The 15703-nt window shown below is 72.5% G+C and carries 14 protein-coding genes, 1 other RNA gene and 1 pseudogene; 5 read left to right on the top strand and 11 right to left on the bottom strand.

The features are described 5' to 3' along the window. Positions 1-474 precede the first annotated feature (474 nt). From O1G22_RS29615 to O1G22_RS29585, 6 genes and pseudogenes are all read right to left on the bottom strand, one after another. A complete protein-coding gene (locus O1G22_RS29615; RefSeq protein ID WP_270084110.1) occupies positions 475-2064 on the bottom strand; it encodes a S8 family serine peptidase in 1590 nt (529 codons plus the stop codon). A 296-nt stretch (positions 2065-2360) separates the two neighbouring features. Beyond that, positions 2361-2828 carry a hypothetical protein gene (locus O1G22_RS29610; protein WP_270084109.1) on the bottom strand — a complete coding sequence of 156 codons (468 nt, stop codon included), beginning with the start codon at positions 2826-2828 and terminating at the stop codon, positions 2361-2363. 513 nt (positions 2829-3341) lie between these two features. Continuing rightward, an RNA gene (gene rnpB / locus O1G22_RS29605) (RNase P RNA component class A) lies at positions 3342-3744 on the bottom strand. Between the two features lie 118 nt (positions 3745-3862). Beyond that, positions 3863-4579: pseudogene (locus O1G22_RS44925) on the bottom strand (DMT family transporter); the annotation flags it as partial. Positions 4580-4664: 85 nt separating this feature from the next. Then, on the bottom strand, positions 4665-5486 hold the full coding sequence (locus O1G22_RS29590) for an AraC family transcriptional regulator (protein WP_270084106.1): 822 nt from the start codon (positions 5484-5486) through the stop codon (positions 4665-4667). Positions 5487-5631: 145 nt separating this feature from the next. After that, a complete protein-coding gene (locus tag O1G22_RS29585) occupies positions 5632-6273 on the bottom strand; it encodes a TetR/AcrR family transcriptional regulator (RefSeq protein ID WP_270084105.1) in 642 nt (213 codons plus the stop codon). 121 nt (positions 6274-6394) lie between these two features. Between O1G22_RS29585 and O1G22_RS29580 the strand changes: the two genes are divergently transcribed. Then, a complete protein-coding gene (locus O1G22_RS29580) occupies positions 6395-6964 on the top strand; it encodes a hypothetical protein (protein ID WP_270084104.1) in 570 nt (189 codons plus the stop codon). Here O1G22_RS29580 and O1G22_RS29575 read toward each other — a convergent pair. Next, entirely contained in the window at positions 6951-8396 is a 1446-nt protein-coding gene (locus O1G22_RS29575) for an RNB domain-containing ribonuclease (protein ID WP_270084103.1), read from the bottom strand. The genes O1G22_RS29580 and O1G22_RS29575 overlap by 14 nt on opposite strands. Before the next feature lie 152 nt (positions 8397-8548). Here O1G22_RS29575 and yaaA point away from each other — a divergent pair, with 152 nt between their 5' ends. Further along, positions 8549-9331, top strand: a complete 783-nt coding sequence (gene yaaA / locus O1G22_RS29570; RefSeq protein ID WP_270084102.1) for a peroxide stress protein YaaA — start codon at positions 8549-8551, stop codon at positions 9329-9331. Between the two features lie 84 nt (positions 9332-9415). After that, positions 9416-10087, top strand: a complete 672-nt coding sequence (gene eda, locus O1G22_RS29565) for a bifunctional 4-hydroxy-2-oxoglutarate aldolase/2-dehydro-3-deoxy-phosphogluconate aldolase (protein WP_270084101.1) — start codon at positions 9416-9418, stop codon at positions 10085-10087. On the opposite strand, the gene O1G22_RS29560 is transcribed toward eda, so the two are convergent. Genes O1G22_RS29560 through O1G22_RS29550 form a run of 3 tightly spaced genes read right to left on the bottom strand, consistent with a single transcriptional unit; the run spans position 10059 to position 12987 of the window. Beyond that, a complete protein-coding gene (locus tag O1G22_RS29560; RefSeq protein ID WP_270084100.1) occupies positions 10059-11369 on the bottom strand; it encodes a bifunctional RNase H/acid phosphatase in 1311 nt (436 codons plus the stop codon). The two genes, eda and O1G22_RS29560, sit on opposite strands and share 29 nt — an antisense overlap. A 21-nt stretch (positions 11370-11390) precedes the next feature. Continuing rightward, a complete protein-coding gene (locus O1G22_RS29555) occupies positions 11391-12134 on the bottom strand; it encodes a zinc ribbon domain-containing protein (protein WP_333492487.1) in 744 nt (247 codons plus the stop codon). 13 nt (positions 12135-12147) lie between these two features. Further along, positions 12148-12987 (bottom strand): Nif3-like dinuclear metal center hexameric protein, encoded by an 840-nt coding sequence (locus O1G22_RS29550; RefSeq protein WP_270084098.1) that lies wholly within the window; start codon positions 12985-12987, stop codon positions 12148-12150. A gap of 187 nt (positions 12988-13174) precedes the next feature. Here O1G22_RS29550 and O1G22_RS29545 point away from each other — a divergent pair, with 187 nt between their 5' ends. Together O1G22_RS29545 and O1G22_RS29540 are read left to right on the top strand one after the other, a co-directional pair. After that, complete coding sequence (locus O1G22_RS29545; RefSeq protein WP_270084097.1) at positions 13175-14440, top strand: hypothetical protein; 1266 nt, start codon at positions 13175-13177, stop codon at positions 14438-14440. 96 nt (positions 14441-14536) lie between these two features. Continuing rightward, positions 14537-14695 carry a hypothetical protein gene (locus O1G22_RS29540; protein ID WP_225097062.1) on the top strand — a complete coding sequence of 53 codons (159 nt, stop codon included), beginning with the start codon at positions 14537-14539 and terminating at the stop codon, positions 14693-14695. Between the two features lie 51 nt (positions 14696-14746). On the opposite strand, the gene O1G22_RS29535 is transcribed toward O1G22_RS29540, so the two are convergent. After that, entirely contained in the window at positions 14747-15691 is a 945-nt protein-coding gene (locus O1G22_RS29535; protein WP_270084096.1) for a 3-oxoacyl-ACP reductase, read from the bottom strand. Positions 15692-15703: the final 12 nt, after the last annotated feature.

Raw genomic sequence — 15703 nt, 5'->3', positions numbered from 1 at the left:
GCCGTCACCTCTTCCCCATGGTTCCCCGTGGATGCTGGAGCCCGACCACACTAGCCAGCGGACGCCGGGGCAAATCCCCTCATGTCAGGTCACTGATCAGGGAACACACGGAATCCCTACTGCGGTTTGGCGATACGCCGATCAGACCTTGACCTGATGATGAACCAGCGCGGAATGGTCCGAGAGCGCGCGGAGGACGACCGGCAAAGCCTGGCTCGCTGCCTTGTCGACCCATCGGCATAGCCACCGACTCGGCGGCATCGTTCGTCTTGCAGATGCCCCTTGCCACCGCGATGCAGGGTGACGGTGCGGCAGGCAGGAGACGGACCACAGCTCTGATGGACGGCACACTCGCCGAGCGCGCCCGTCCGCACGGATCCGGCGGCCGGGAGACAGTGGTGACAGCACGGCCGAAGTCGATCGGCACCCGCTCCCTCGGGGCGGATGCCGATCCGTGTGCGTGGCCGTGAGGGGCTAACCGGCCATGGACGGGGCGTAAGGCGCCAGGGCCGGGGCGAGCTGGATTCCTGGGGCCAGGCCGAGGGCGACGAGTGCGTCGGGCAGGCCGCGGCCGACGCGTGCCGCCTCCAGCGTGCCGTGTGCGGCCAGTGGGCGGCAGCTGGCGGCGACGATCTCGAACAGGTGCTGGACCCTGCCCGGTCCGCGAGGCAGCAGTTGGCCGTGGAAGTCCTCGTGGTGGGCGAGAACGAGGGCAGCCAGCCCGGCGACGTGGGCCGAGGCCGTGCCGGTGCCGTCGAGCGCCGTGTACCCGCCCTGCGACGCGCAGGACAGGACCGCAACACCGGGTGCGGCCGCATCGACTCCGGGGCCGTGGCAGCTGAAGGGTGCGGCGAACAGTCCTTCTGGGCTCAACTGCGGCCCCGTGTGGGTGGCTTGGGAGGTGTCCAGCGGGTAGGTGCCGAAGGCTCCCAGCGCACCCACCGTGAACACGGTGGGCAGCGAACCCGGGAAGGCGACCGGCCCGCCGGTATCGCCCGCCGGCGCGACGCAGGCGATGCCCGCCCCGTAGGCGTCGGCGAGCTTTCGTGACACGAGCGCCGAAGAGTACGGGGCCGCCACCGCGATGTGGGCGATGTCGACCTCGCGATCGATGCAGTGGTCCAGCGCGGCGATCAGGTCACTGAAATGCCCGTCGGGCATCACCTGGCAGACGTCGATCTCGGCGTCGACCGCGATGCCGATGACGCCCTTGCCGGTGTCCGCTCCGGCGATGATGCCCGCCGCATGGGTACCGTTGCCCAGCGTGTCGTGCGCCCAGCCCCCGTCCGTGCCGCGCACCACGTCGACGCCCGAGCGCACCCGTTCCTTCAGATCGGGATGTTCGGCACTGACACCCGATCCGATGGCCGCGATCCTGATGCCGAACGCGCGGAAGGTGGGGGGCAGCCGGTCCAGCCGCATCGCCTGCTGACCCCAGCCGTACTGCTGGCGCTGCTCCAGTTCCGGGTACACCTGGCCGAGCGGGGCGAGAGTGACGAGGTTCTCCTGGGTTGCCGAGAGGTCGGGGCGGGAGATCCAGCGGTCCGTGTAACCGCCCGCGGGCCGCACGTACAGGGACTCGATCGACTCCGCCGTCTCCGTCGCGAGCGTGACGGTGACCGTCCCGTCGGTCCCGGTGATGCCCTGGGCCGGCCAGGTCGCACCGATCAGGAACACCCCTGCGCCGGCCAGCGGTTCGCCGTCCGGGCCGCAGACGCGCAGCGCGATCTCCACGGGTTCTTCCAGGGGCATGACCAGCCCCGGGTCACGCAGCGGCAGCATCCCCGTCGTGGGCACGGAGGCGGGCCCGGTCCCGGCCAGCGGCAGGTCCGGCTCGATGTGCACGTGCAGTGACCGCATCGCCGGCACCTGGTCCTCGGCCGCCTCGACGACCACGACGTCCGGGCAGGAGGGATACAGTCCGGCGGCCTTCAGCTTCTCCGACGGCCGGAGCCTGCGGACCACCGTGACCTCGGGCATCTGCTCCAACCGGTCGCACACCGCGTCCATGCCCATCTCGGGCAACCCCGGTGGCAGCAGGTGCTGCGGCAGCGGCGTGACCATGTACCGCCCCCGGCGCGCCTGCACCGTGATCGGTGACGGTGCGCCCGCCTTGCGTGGTTGTGCTTCCCTGTCCTCGGGTCCCGGCCCACCGGCCCCCGATCCCTCTGATCCGCTCTCGCGGTTGTTTCGGGGTTTGCTCCCGGGCCTTTCCTTGACCATTACGTCCACCTTCACCACGTCCGCATGTCTACGTCGTCCACTGCTCCTGATCCGGTGCCGGGCGGCTCGCGCTTCCGCGGTGATGCGGTGTGCCCAGGACCGAGTCCTGGGCACACCGCATCACGTGCCGCCGGATGTCAGCCGATGCCGAAGGGCTGGCCCATCGGACCGAAGCCGAAGCCGGGCTGCTGGTACTGCGGGAACGGCTGGCCGTACGACTGCGGGCCGTACCCGCCGCCCCACGGCTGCTGGCCCTGCATGCCCTGGACGCCCTGCTGGCTCTGCTGGAGCAGCGTCACGATCGCCGTCGGCAGCGCCTGCTGCACGGACTGCTCCACGGCGCTGCGAACGCCCTGGTGGAGTGTGTGGTGCAGCGCGACCGCGAGGTAGGGGTGCGCGTGGTGGGCCAGGCCCTGCTGCTGCAGCTGCTGCTGGACCTGCTGGATCTGCTGCAGCGCCTGCTGCATGCGCTGCGCGATCTGCTGGCTCGCCTGCTGACACGCCTGCTGGATGGCCTGCTGGACCACCTGTGCGAGCTGGCCCTGCGGGGCGCCGATCTGCTGGCCGAACTGCTGCTGGGGCTGGATACCGGTCATCACCGACATGGATGCTCCGTTCGATGCCATGGGAAGGTCAACATACGGAATGATGTTGGCCTTATCGGAACAAAACCGACGTCCTGAAGCTAAGTTCACGAGGTTGCGACCGCAATCGGACGGGCCGCTACTGGAGAGGAACCCCCCGATCGGAGCCGGAGGCTGGAGGACCGTGAGCGCATCGGCAGGAGGGTGACCGCTGATGAAGGCGGTGGACGATGACCTTCTGGGCGCCCGTGTCGTAGAAGGGCAGAGCCAGGTGGTGCGGAGGACTGTCGGGACCCTGGGTGCAGACCCGGACGGCAACGCCCGCAGCTTTGTGATCCCCGACCCGTTCGGCTGAACCGTGGTGGCGATGAGATCAGAAAGCCGCCGCCCGGCGTGTGCAGCGGGTGCCCCAGCGTCGGGTGAGTTCGGATTTCAGGAGCGTGTCCGCCGGGCTTCCTGCCATAGAGGCGAGCACTCACCCCAGACGCACCAAGGCCCCGACCAGGTCGTTTCCCCTGGTCAGGGCCCACATGGCAGACGAGTCGGGCTGTACGCCGGGTTCTGTTCCCCGGGACCCTCGCGGGTGCCGGGGCGACGGCCATCCATCTAGGGCCGGCGTTGCCGTCGGCCTCGTGCGGTCTACCCGCGGACTCGGGCGGGCAGCCCTCGGACGTCCGCGCAGAAACACCGAGGTGCTTCCTTTTGACCTTGCTCCGGGTGGGGTTTACCTAGCTGCCCAGGTCACCCTGGGCACTGGTGGTCTCTTACACCGCCGTTTCACCCTTACCCAGCGCCTGAGCGCCGGGCGGTTTGCTTTCTGTGGCACTGTCCCGCGGGTCACCCCGGGTGGCCGTTAGCCACCACCCTGCCCTGTGGAGCCCGGACGTTCCTCGGGAAGCCCCCTAGGGGGACTCCACGCGGCCGTCCGCCCGGCTCGTCTGCCGTGTGGACCATGGTACCGGGCGCTTGGAGCGGCGCGGACCGGTGGACGCCGTCGCCAGGACCGAGCCCGTCAGGATCAGGGCGAAGGCCGCCAGGATGGTGGGGGTCAGGGACTCGTTCAGGAAGAGCGCGCCCGCCGCCACCGCGACCGCCGGGTTGACGTACGTGATCACCGTCGCCCGGGTCGGGCCCGCCTCCTTGATCAGCTCCAGGAAGGCGACGAAGGCCACCGCCGTGCAGATCACGCCCAGGCCGGCCAGCGCGGCCAGCGCGTGGGCGGAGGGGAGGGAGGACGGGTGGGTCGCGGCCGCCACCGGGGCGTAGACCACGGCCGCCAGGGACAGGCAGGCCGCCGTCAGGTGCAGGGAGGGGACGTCCTTCATGCGGCGGGCGGCGATCACGGGGGCGGTCGCGTAGCCGATGACCGTCACCAGCACCTCGGCCAGGGAACGCCCGTCGCCGCCGGTCAGGTGCGGGAGGGTGAGGACCGTTACGCCGCCCAGGCCCAGGGCGAGACCCGCGAGACGCCGGGCGCCCAGGTGTTCCGTGTCGCCGAGCAGGCGAGTGACCACCACGCCCACGATCGGCACGCCCGCGATCAGCAGGCCGGCCGTGGAGCTGGACAGGTGCCGTTCGGCGTCGGTGAGGGTGAACCAGGGGACGATGATCTCCAGGACCGCGAAGGCCAGCATGGGGCGCCAGTGGGCCCGTATCGTCGCGGGCAGGCCGCCCTGGCGCAGGGCGAAGGGGAGGAGTATGAGCGCGCCGAGCACGCAGCGCGTGAACACCACCACCGGCGGGGACACCTCGTCCACCGCCACCTTGATCATCAGATAGGGAATGCCCCAGATCACTCCCATCAGGGAGAACAGGAACCAGCCGCGTGCAGTCATGCGCTGAGTTTCGGCCGCCCTGTCATGGCGTGTCTTGAACGCTGTTGCGGTACACGGCCGGGGTCACCCCGAGCACCCGGCGGAACCAGCGGGTCAGATGCGCCTGGTCGGCGAAGCCCACCAGCCCGGCGACCTCGGCGGGGCGCAGGCCGGCGGCGAGCAGCGCGCGGGCCCGGGTCACCCGGTGCTGGGCGAGCCAGGCGTACGGGGGTATGCCCATCGTCGTACGGAAGGCCCGCAGGAGCTGGTAGCGGGACAGGCCCAGGTCGGCGGCCAGGGAGGCGAGGCTCGGCGGGTCCGTCAGCTCGTCGGCCAGGCGGTCGCGGACCGTCCGGGCGATGGTGGCCGCGCCCGGGACCAGGTCCGCACCGGACCGGGCCGTGGAGTGGCGGCGGGCCAGGGCCGTCAGCAGCCAGGGGATGCGGGACTCCGCCTCCAACGGGTCGGGGCAGACGCTGAGGTCGGTGTGGGCGTGGCGCAGCGCGGCGACGAGTGCGGGGTCCTGGACGAGCGGCTCGCGGAAGTACGGCAGCCCGCCGAGGACGCCGTCGGCCAGCAGGGACGGCTCGGCGTACAGGGCGCGGTAGGCGTAGCCGTCGGTGTCGTTGCCGGGGCCGCCGGTGTGCATCTCGCCGGGTTCGAGGACGATGATCGCGCCCGGTCCGGTACGGATGTGACCGCCCCGGTAGTCGATGATCTCGCTGCCGCCGACGCAGACGCCGATCGTGTACTCGTCATGGGCGTGCGGGGCGTACACGTGCTGCCGGAAGTTCGCGGTCAGCAGATCCAGCGCAGGCCCGCACCGGCCCAGCCGCGCCCTGGTCCACAGCGCCTGCTCCGCCATGGGCACCTCCTTGTCCGTCCGTTCAGCCCGTTCCGCACTCGTCGGTGCAACGCGTTCCGGCCGGAATTCGATGCCAGGGGAGGCCTGGGGAGCCAGGGGAGCCAGGGGAGGCCAGGGAAGGACCCAGGTGCCGGTGACCGCATCGTCAGCCGCCGGAGGCCGTCCCCTCCGCCCGCTCCAGGGCCGTGAACGCCGTCGCCAGCCGTGCCCGGTGGTCCCGGGCCACCTCGGCCACGGGGTCGCCGGCCAGCAGGCGGCGCGCGGAGGTGACGAAGACCGTGCGGTAGGCGGCCACGGTCAGGGCGGCCAGGAGCTGCGGATCCGCCGTACCCGCCGCGGCGAGGGCGGCGGCCAGCGCCCGTTCCACCTCCTCCACGCACTCGCGGGCGCGGGCGCGCAGGGACGGGGAGGCGAGGACGATCCGGTAGAAGCGCGGGAACCGCTCCCCCACGCCGCTCAGCGGGTGTCCCTCGTCCAGGAGTCGCAGCGCCAGGCGGCGCAGGGCCGTGAGCGGGGACTCGTCGGGCGCGCGGTCGTGCACGGCGGCGGCGAAGAGTTCGGCGGCCTGCGGGATGCGGTCGAGGAACAGGTCCTCTTTGCGCGGGAAGTAGTTGAAGACCGTCATGGGGGACACCCCGGCCGCCCGCGCGACCTCGGCGACCGTCACCGCGTCGAAACCGCGCTCGGCGAACAGGCCCGTGGCGATGTCCGAGATCCGCTGTCGCGTCTCCCGCTTCTTACGCTCGCGCAGGGGGAGCTCGTCGTCACGCGCACGTTCGTCGTTCATATGAAAACTATAGCCGCCCAAAACTTTTAGTGACTACATCTAGAACGGCGAGGGCGGCAAGGACGCGGAATCCAAGCTCCCGGTGTGCGTTGAATATCCTTTCAGAGGAAGGGAGTTGAGCATGGTGGAGAAACTGAGGCGGCTCGCCGGGCACGAGCTGCGGCTCTACGCCAGCCTCGCCCTGTGGCTGGGTCGGCGTACCCAAGGGACCGCGGGCGGGCGGGCGTTCGGGTATGCGCGGGGACAGGGCGCGACGATGTTCGGGCTGGCGTTCGTGTGCGTGGTCGAGACGGTCGGCGTCTCCTTCATGCTGCGCGACATGCCCACCGCGCACGACGTGCTGCTGGTGCTGGACGTCTACACCGTGCTGCTCGTCGTCGGCGTGTACGCAGCCTGCGTGGTCCGCCCGCACGTGGTGACACCGGACGCGCTCCGGGTGCGCTACGGCGCCCACGTGGACCTGCGGATCCCGCTGTCCGCGATCGGCGCCGTACGCCGCGAGACCCGGATGACGCACACGCCGGCCGAGGGCGCGCTGGATCTCGCGGTCGGCTCGCAGACCTCGGTCACCCTCGAACTCACCGAGCCCGTCCGTCACTTGACGCTGCTCGGCCGGCGCAGGGACGTGAGTGTCGTACGGCTGCACGCCGACGACCCGGGCGCCCTCGTCCAGGCGCTCACGCGGCCGTGAACAGGATCTTCGCCGCCCCGGAGCCGGCCGCCGGTTCGGCCCGGACGAGCCGTACCCGCAGGCGTTCGCCGAGCGGGAGGTGGTCGCCCTCGATCCGCCCGATGACCGCCGGTGACAGCAACTGCACGGTGCCGACGGACGGTTGACGCTCCTCGACGTCCACCACGCACCCCTCGAAGACCTCCCCGATCCGGTCCTTGAGCAGGGCCGCCTCCACAAGGTCGATGCACTCCCGCTCGACCGTCCCGGCGATGCGGGCGCCCTCGGCCATCCGCCGGGGCAGCGCGTCGAGGCCGGCGAGCACCCAGTCGGGCACGGCCTGCCCGGCGACGGCCGCGAGGCAGATCTCCGAGGAGTACCGGTCCGCCAGACGGCGCAGGGGGGCCGTGCAGTGGGTGTAGGGAGCGGCGACGGCGGCGTGCGTGGTGATCGCGGGCAGGTCGCCGCCCCGGAAGACGGTGTAGCCGGCGCCGCGCAGCAGGGTCGTGCACTCCTGGAGGAAGGCCGCGTGCCGCGGGGTGTGCGGGTCCAGGGAGCGGATCAGGGCCGCGTAGGACACATGGTGCGGCCAGTCGATGTGCAGGGCTACGGCGGTACGGCGAAGGCGGGCGACGGCGCCGTCGGGGGCCGCCGGGAGGGTGCGCAGCACTCCGGTGCCGTGGGTGAGCATCAGCTCGGCGGCGGCCATGCCGGTGAGCAGGGAGAGCTGGGCGTTCCAGCCGTCGGCGGGCAGCGGGGCGCGGTAGCCGAGGACGTAGGTGTGGTCCTGGGCGGTGATCTCCTGCTCGGGCACGTTCAGCGAGATGCCACCGCGTGCCGCCTCCAGCCGTTCCCGGGCCTCGCCGATCTCTCTCAGCAGCGCGACGGGCTCCTCCGCGGTCCCGGTCTCGATCGCCTTCTGCACGCCCGCGTAGTCGAGTTTGGCGCGGCTGCGGACCAGGGCGCGGCGCACGTCCACGGCGACGGTCCCGCCGTCCGCGTCCAGGTCGAGCGTCCACAGCACCGCCAGGCGCACCTGGTCCGGCAGCAGGCTGGCGGCGCCCTCGCTGAGCACGACGGGGTGCAGCGGGACCTTCCCGTCCGGGAAGTACAGGGTGTCGACCCGCCGGTGCGCCTCCGCGTCCAGCGCGCCGCCGGGTGCGACGAAGGCGGCGACGTCGGCGATGGCGTACCGGACCCGGTAGCCGGTGCGGCGCCGGGAGAGATGGGCTGCCTGGTCGAGGTCGGTGGAGGCCGGGGGGTCGAGGGTGAAGAAGGGGATGTCGGTGGCGTCGTACGACGGCAGCGCCGGGGCCTTCGCCGCCCGCTCGGCCTCCTCCAGCACCTCGGGCGGGAACGCGCCCGGGACGCCGAGCTCGGCGCGCAGCGCGGCGAGCGCGGCCCGGAGCGGGGCCTCGGGGGCACCGGTCACGCGGATCGTGCGGCGGGGCATACAGCGAGCGTAGGTCGCGGCCGGGGGCCCGGCACGCCGTACGCTGTCGCGGAGGTCCAGGGGGTGTCGTTCGGATCAGCTTGGCCGTGACGAACGGTGCCTTGTGGACGCCAGGATGATCCGAACGACACCCCCTAGGTGAGGAGTATGTGGTGCTGGTCCTGCTGCCGCCGTCCGAAGGCAAGGCGAACTCGGGCGCGGGTGTCCCGCTGAAGCTGGAGTCCCTGTCGCTGCCCGGGCTGACCGCTGCACGGGAGGCGGTGCTCACCGAGCTCGTCGAGCTGTGCGCCGGGGACGAGGAGAAGGCGCGCGAGGTGCTGGGGCTGAGCGAGGGGCTGCGCGGCGAGGTCGCGAAGAACGCCGGCCTGCCGGCGGCGGGCGCCCGCCCGGCCGGGGAGATCTACACCGGTGTGCTCTACGACGCCCTCGGCCTGGCCACGCTGGACACGGCGGCGAAGCGGCGGGCGGCGCGCTCGCTGCTGGTCTTCTCCGGTCTGTGGGGCGCTGTGCGCGTGACGGACCGGATCCCCTCCTACCGTTGCTCGATGGGCGTGAAGCTGCCCGGCCTCGGCGCGCTGGGCGCGCACTGGCGGGCGCCGATGGCCGAGGTGCTGCCCGAGGCGGCCAGGGCCGGCCTGGTCCTGGACCTGCGGTCGGCGGCGTACGCGGCGGCCTGGAAGCCGAAGGGCGAGGTCGCGGGGCGGACGGCGACGGTACGGGTGCTGCACGCGCCGACCCGGAAGGTGGTCAGCCACTTCAACAAGGCGACCAAGGGCCGGATGGTGCGCGCCCTGCTGACGGCCGGCGCCGCGCCGAAGGACCCCGCCGAGCTGGTGGCGGTGCTGCGGGACCTGGGGTACGTCGTGGAGGCGGAGGCGCCGCGGAAGGCGGGCACGGCGTGGTCGCTGGATGTGCTGGTGGAGGAGATCCACTGACGTTCGCTCGGAGCGCTCGCAGGATGCATTGCAACATGCGCAACGCTCATTGCACACAATGGAGCGGCTGGGCACGATGAGGGCATGACCTCACCGCTGCCCTCGCCCTCGGCTGCCTCCGCACTGGATCTCGCACCCGTAGTCCCCGTGGTGGTCGTCTCCGCCGCCGCCGACGCCGTACCGCTGGCGCGGGCCCTGGTGGCGGGCGGGCTGCCCGCGATCGAGGTGACGCTGCGGACGCCGGCGGCGCTGGACGCGATCCGCGCGATCGCCGACGAGGTGCCGTCGGCGGTGGTCGGCGCGGGCACGGTGCTCACGCCGGAACAGGTCGGCGCGTGTACGGCGGCGGGGGCGCGGTTCCTGGTCAGCCCCGGGTGGACGCAGGGGCTGCTGGCGGCCATGCGCGGGTCGGGGGTGCCGTTCCTGCCCGGGGTGTCGACCGCCTCGGAGGTCGTCGCGCTGCTGGAGCGCGGGGTGCGGGAGATGAAATTCTTCCCGGCGCAGGCGGCGGGCGGTACGGCGTATCTGAGGTCGCTGGCCGGGCCGTTGCCGCAGGCTCGTTTCTGCCCCACGGGCGGGATCGGTCCGGCGACCGCACCGGAATACCTTTCGCTGCCCAACGTCGGGTGTGTGGGCGGGAGTTGGATGATCCCGGCGGACGCGGTGGCCGCCGGGGACTGGCCGCGGATCGAGGAGCTGGCGCGGAGCGCCGCGCGGCTCGGCGGGGTCAGGGACGCAGGTGGGACGTGTCGTTGAAGAGCCGGACACTGGCGTTGCCGTCGGCGTAGTACGCCACCGCCGACAGGGAGGCCGCCGACAGCTCCATGCGGAACAGGGACTCGGGCGGGGCACCGAGGGCGAGCCGGACCAGGGTCTTGATCGGGGTGACGTGGGTGACGAGCAGCACCGTGCGGCCCGCGTACGCGGCGATCAGCTTGTCCCGGGTGACGGCGAGTCTGGTGGCCGTCTCGGCGAAGCTCTCGCCGCCGCCGGTGGGGTGGGCCTCCGGGTCGGCGAGCCAGGCGTTCAGATCGTCCGGGTAGCGGTCGCGGACCTCGCCGAAGGTGAGTCCCTCCCAGGCGCCGAAGTCCGTCTCGCGCAGGCCGTCCTCGATCGTCACGTCCAGGCCCAGGCGGGCGGCGACGACGCCGGCGGTCTCGCGGGTGCGGGTGAGGGGGGAGGCGAGGATGGTCTGGATGGTCCCGCGCCGCGCGAGCGCCTCCGCGACCCGGCGGGCCTGCTCGCGGCCGGCCTCGGAGAGGGAGGGGTCGGTGCCGCCGCTGCCCGAGAAGCGCTTCTGGGGGGTCAGGGGGGTTTCGCCGTGGCGGAGCAGCACGAAGGTGGCGGGGGCGCCGAGGTCTGGGGCGCTGCTCCAGCCGGGGGCACTGGAAAGTCGCTGCTCGTCCAGGGTTTCCCCGCCGGCACTGGAAGGCTGCTGCTCGTTCGGGGTTTCCCCGCCGGCGCCGGAAAGCTGCTGCTCGTTCGGGGTTTTCAGGCGCTGCTCGCTGGGAGGTGCCGCTGCGCCCACCCGTGCCGCCCCAGCGGCACGACTGCCCGCAGCTGCGGCGGGCTTGCCGCTGTCCGACGCTGCGGCCGCGGCTCGGGATGCGGGCGGGGACCACGGCTCGCCCTTCGCCCCCGCGTCCATCGCCTCGTTGGCCAAGCGGTCCGCGTGCTTGTTCTGTTCCCTCGGGATCCACTCGTAGGTGACCTGGTCCGGGGGGAAGATCGAGCGGGACTGGGTGGCCAGGGGCTTCATGTCGGGGTGTTTGATCTTCCAGCGGCCCGACATCTGCTCGACGACCAGCTTGGAGTCCATGCGGACGCGGACCGTGGCCGTCGGATCGAGGGCGTGGGCGGCGCGCAGGCCGGCCAGGAGACCGCGGTACTCGGCGACGTTGTTGGTCACGACGCCGAGGTACTCGGCCTCCTCCGCCAGGATCTCCCCCGTCGCCGCGTCGGTGACCACGGCGCCGTAACCGGCCGGCCCGGGGTTGCCTCGCGACCCGCCGTCCGCCTCGACGATGAACTCCCGCACCCCACAAGCCCCTTACGACTCTTACAGACCCGACTCGGCCGTACGCACCAGGATGCGGCGGCAGTTCTCGCAGCGTACGACGGTGTCCGGCGCGGCCGCGCGGATCTCGTTCAGCTCGGTGATGGCCAGCTCCTGGCGGCAGCCCTGGCAGGTGCGGGCGTACAGCTTGGCCGCGCCGATGCCGCCCTGCTGCTCGCGCAGCTTGTCGTAGAGCTTCAGCAGATCAGCGGGCACAGAACCCGCCACGACCTCGCGTTCCTTCGTCACCGTGGCCACCTCGCCGTCGATCTCCTCGAAGGCGGCGGCCCGGCGGGCGGTCGCGTCGTCGATCTTCGACTGCACCGACGCGACCCGCTCGGTCAGCTCCGTCACCCGCTCCTGCGCGGCCTCGCGGCGCTCCATGACCTCCAGGACCACGTCCTCCAGGTCACCCTGGCGCTTGGCGAGGGAGGCGATCTCGTGCTGGAGGTTGGACAGGTCCTTCGGCGAGGTGACCGCGCCGGAGTCCAGGCGCTGCTGGTCGCGGGCGGCGCGCTGGCGCACCTGGTCCACGTCCTGCTCGGCCTTGGTCTGCTCGCGGGCGGTGTCGCTCTCCTCGGTCTGCGCGGCCACCAGCAGGTCGCGCAGCTGCGTGAGGTCCTTGTTCAGCGCGTCGATCTCGGCGTGCTCGGGCAGCGACTTCCGCTTGTGCGCGAGCTGCTGGAGGCGGACGTCGAGGGCCTGGACGTCGAGGAGGCGGATCTGGTCGGCGGGCGCGGCGTTCAGTTGGGGGCTCCTGTTAGTTGCTCGGGGTGGTGGACGCCGCGTGGGCGGTCCAGGGGTCGGTGACCGTCGTGGAGACGTGGACGCGCAGGTCCCAGCCGTGGCGGTCGGAGATCTCGTCGAGCTGGCTCGCGGCCAGCTCGCACCAGGGCCACTCGGTGGCCCAGTGCGCCGCGTCGAGCAGCGCGAGGGGGCTCTGGGCGACGGCCTCGCTCGCCGGGTGGTGGCGCAGGTCGGCCGTGAGGAAGGCGTCGACGCCGGCCGCGCGGACCTGGTCGAAGAGGCTGTCGCCGGAGCCGCCGCTGACGGCGACCGTGCGGACGAGGGCCTCGGGGTCGCCGGCCACCCGGATGCCCTGCGCGGTGGCGGGCAGCCGCTCGGCGGCGCGGGCGGCCAGCTCGCGGACGGTCAGGGGGTGGTCCAGCTCGCAGATCCGGCCCAGGCCCCGGCGGCCGGCCGGGTCGGTCGGGTCCGGGACGAGGGGGCGTACGACCCGCAGGTCCAGCGCGCCGGCGAGGGCGTCCGAGACACCCGGGTCCGCGGTGTCGGCATTCGTGTGGGCCACGTGCAACGCGATGTCGTTCTTGATCAGCGTGTGCACGACGCGGCCCTTGAAGTGGCTCGCCGCCACCGTCGTCGTACCCCGCAGATAGAGCGGGTGGTGGGTGACCAGCAGGTCGGCGCCGAGCTTCAGCGCCTCGTCGACGATCTCCTGGACGGGGTCGACGGCGAACAGGACCCGGGTGACCTCCTGGCCGGGGTCGCCCACGACCGTGCCGACCGCGTCCCAGGACTCGGCCCGCTCGGCGGGCCACAGGGTCTCCAGCGCGGCGATGACTTCAGACAGACGGGGCACGCAGCAAAGGCTACCTGGCTGTTCGGCGGCGCCACACCGCATCCGTCAGGTCTGGCCCCGCTCAGCACAATCGCCCCGGTTTCCTCAGGTGAATCGCTTCTGCGCCACCCGTATGTGTGAAGCGGGCAGGGCCGGTCCCACGCCTGTGCGTGCGAAAACTAGCTTCGTCGCCGGAGGTGACCGAACGATGACGGCCTGTGCGATCGAATCCCCGTCCACCGGCGCGGACGACGGAGGGAGCGGAGGGAGCGGATGCGCCCTCACGGCCGACGGGGCGTACGCCGCCCGGCTCGCGCCCGCCGGCGACTGCTGGTTCCCGGAGCGCTGGACGCTGGACGGCCCCGAGCCGTACGCGGTGCCGCTGCCCGGCAACCAGCCGGAGGAGCCCGGCACGGAGGTGCAGCCGCTGGCCGACGGCCGGGTGCTCATCCACCGGCTGATCGAGCGGCGGCACGCCTTCTCGCTGCTGTACCCGACCGGGCCCGGCACCGGCGAGCTGCCGCTGGGCGCGGTGGAGTGCCCCGAGCCCGGCACCCGGCTCACGCTGCTGCCGCCCGCGCCGGAGGGCACGCGGGCCTACGCCCTCGCCGTCGGCCCGCGCTCCAGCACGGTCTGGCTGGTGGCGGGCGGCGCCTTCGGTCCCGAGCGGCTCGCCGAGGTGCCGGGGCGCTGCTCGGGCGGGGTGTGGCTGGATCGCGCCGGGCGGATGCTGGCGCTGGACCGGGAGCCGGCCGGCGGCCCGGTGAAGGCGGTCGTGGTGGATCTGGAGCGCGCGGTTGTCTCGCCCCTGCTGCAGATCACGCCCGCGAGCGACGACCGGCTGCTGCTCGCCGACCCCGACAGCGGGCTGCTGCTCATCTCCTCGGACGCACCCTCGCCGGGGCAGGAACGATTGGGCTGGGGTGTCCTCGGCAGCACGCTGCCGGTGCGCTTCCCGGAGTCCCTGCGGCTGCCGGACTGCGCGGTGACACCGTTCGCGATCCAGCCGGGGCAGGTGCTGATGCCGGAGAACTGCGCGGTGGCGCTGCGCGTCGACGGGCCGCTCGGCAGCTGGGTGGGCGTCTGGCGGCCGGCCGGGCGGCAGGTGAGCCACTTCCCGGCGCCCGCGGGCTGGCTGACCGGCGCCGGGCTGTGGACGCGGGACGGGGTGCTGCGGCTGCCGTACGCCACGGAGGAGACTCCGTGCGGCGTGGCGGAGCTGACGGCGCCCTGGGGGGAGACGGGGGGTGCGGGGGCCGCGGGAAGCGGTACGGCCGTGGCCCCGGGGGAGGCGGGTCCGGAGGGTCCGGTCCGGGACGGCACGGCTGCCGGGGCGCCCGAAGCGTCACCGGAGCCGACGGAACCGGACCCTCCGGAACCTGTGGAACCGCAGCCTCCGCTGTCTCCGGAGCCCGTGATGGCACGTCCGGTGCCCTTGCAGCAGGCACCGCTGGGGCGTCTTGTAACGAACTAGTGCCGGTTGGCGTGTGCGCCTGGATTCGGCCCGTGGTGTGCCGGTTACACTCGCCGGGCTGTACGAAAGATCATGTTGACGGGGTGAATTCTTCCGATGAGCGACACCAGCACCAACGAGCAGCTGTCTGCCGACTCTCAGGACGCGTCCGGCCACGGCCGGCACCGGGGCCAGGTCTCGGCCCAGGAGAGTGAGACGGCTCCGCACGGCAAGCACCGCAAGCCGGCCGCGGAGAGCGCCGAAATGGCCGCCTGACGGTCATGGACGAAGAGGGGGTGCCCACGGGGCACCCCCTCTTTTCGTGTCTCAGCTCCGCTTGAGTCCCAGCACCTCCGCCGCCGCGAACGTCTCCCCCGGCGGCCGGTCCGCGTAGTGCGGGGTGAGCAGCGCGTCGAGCTCGTCGTAGGTGAAGGTCTCCTGCTTGCTGTCGAACTTGGCCCGCACCCGCGGCCGTTCGACGATCGCGACCATGCCGCCGTGTACGACGAGGAGCTGGCCGTTGACGCGGGCGGCGGCCGGTGCGGCCAGATAGCCGACGAGCGGGGCGACGTGCTCGGGGGCCAGCGGGTCCAGCCGCTCCTCGTCCGGTTCCTGGAAGCCGGCGAAGACGTCCGCGGTCATCCGGGTGCGGGCGCGCGGGCAGATCGCGTTGGCCGTGACGCCGTACTTGGCCAGGGCGAGGGCGGTGGAGGTGGTCAGGCCGACGATGCCGCCCTTCGCGGCGGCGTAGTTGGGCTGTCCGGCGGAACCGGCCAGGAACGCCTCCGAGGAGGTGTTCACGATCCGCCCGTAGACCCTCTCCCCGCCGGCCGCCTTGGACCGCTCCCGCCAGTGCGCGGCGGCGAAGTGGGTGGTGTTGAAGTGGCCCTTGAGGTGCACCCGGATCACCGAGTCCCACTCGTCCTCGGTCATGGAGAAGACCATGCGGTCGCGCAGGATGCCCGCGTTGTTGACGAGGATGTCGAGCTTGCCGTACTCGGCGATGGCGGACTCGACGAGTTCCCCGGCCTGTTCGAAGTCGGCGACGTCCCCGGTGTGGGCGAGCGCCCGGCCGCCCCGGGCCCGTATCTCGGCGACGACGTCCTCGGCGGGCCCGGCCGAGGCCGCGCCGGAGCCGTCCCGGCCGGGTTGTCCGTAGTCGTTGACGACGACGGCCGCGCCGAGCCGGGCGAGTTCGAGGGCCTCGGCCCGGCCGAGCCCGCGCCCCGCGCCGGTGACGACGGCCGCCATCCCCTCCAGTGGCAGTGACATCGGTGAAAGTCC

The sequence above is a fragment of the Streptomyces camelliae genome (assembly GCF_027625935.1).
Classification (GTDB): domain Bacteria; phylum Actinomycetota; class Actinomycetes; order Streptomycetales; family Streptomycetaceae; genus Streptomyces; species Streptomyces camelliae.
This window is presented reverse-complemented; position numbering and strand designations above follow the sequence as displayed.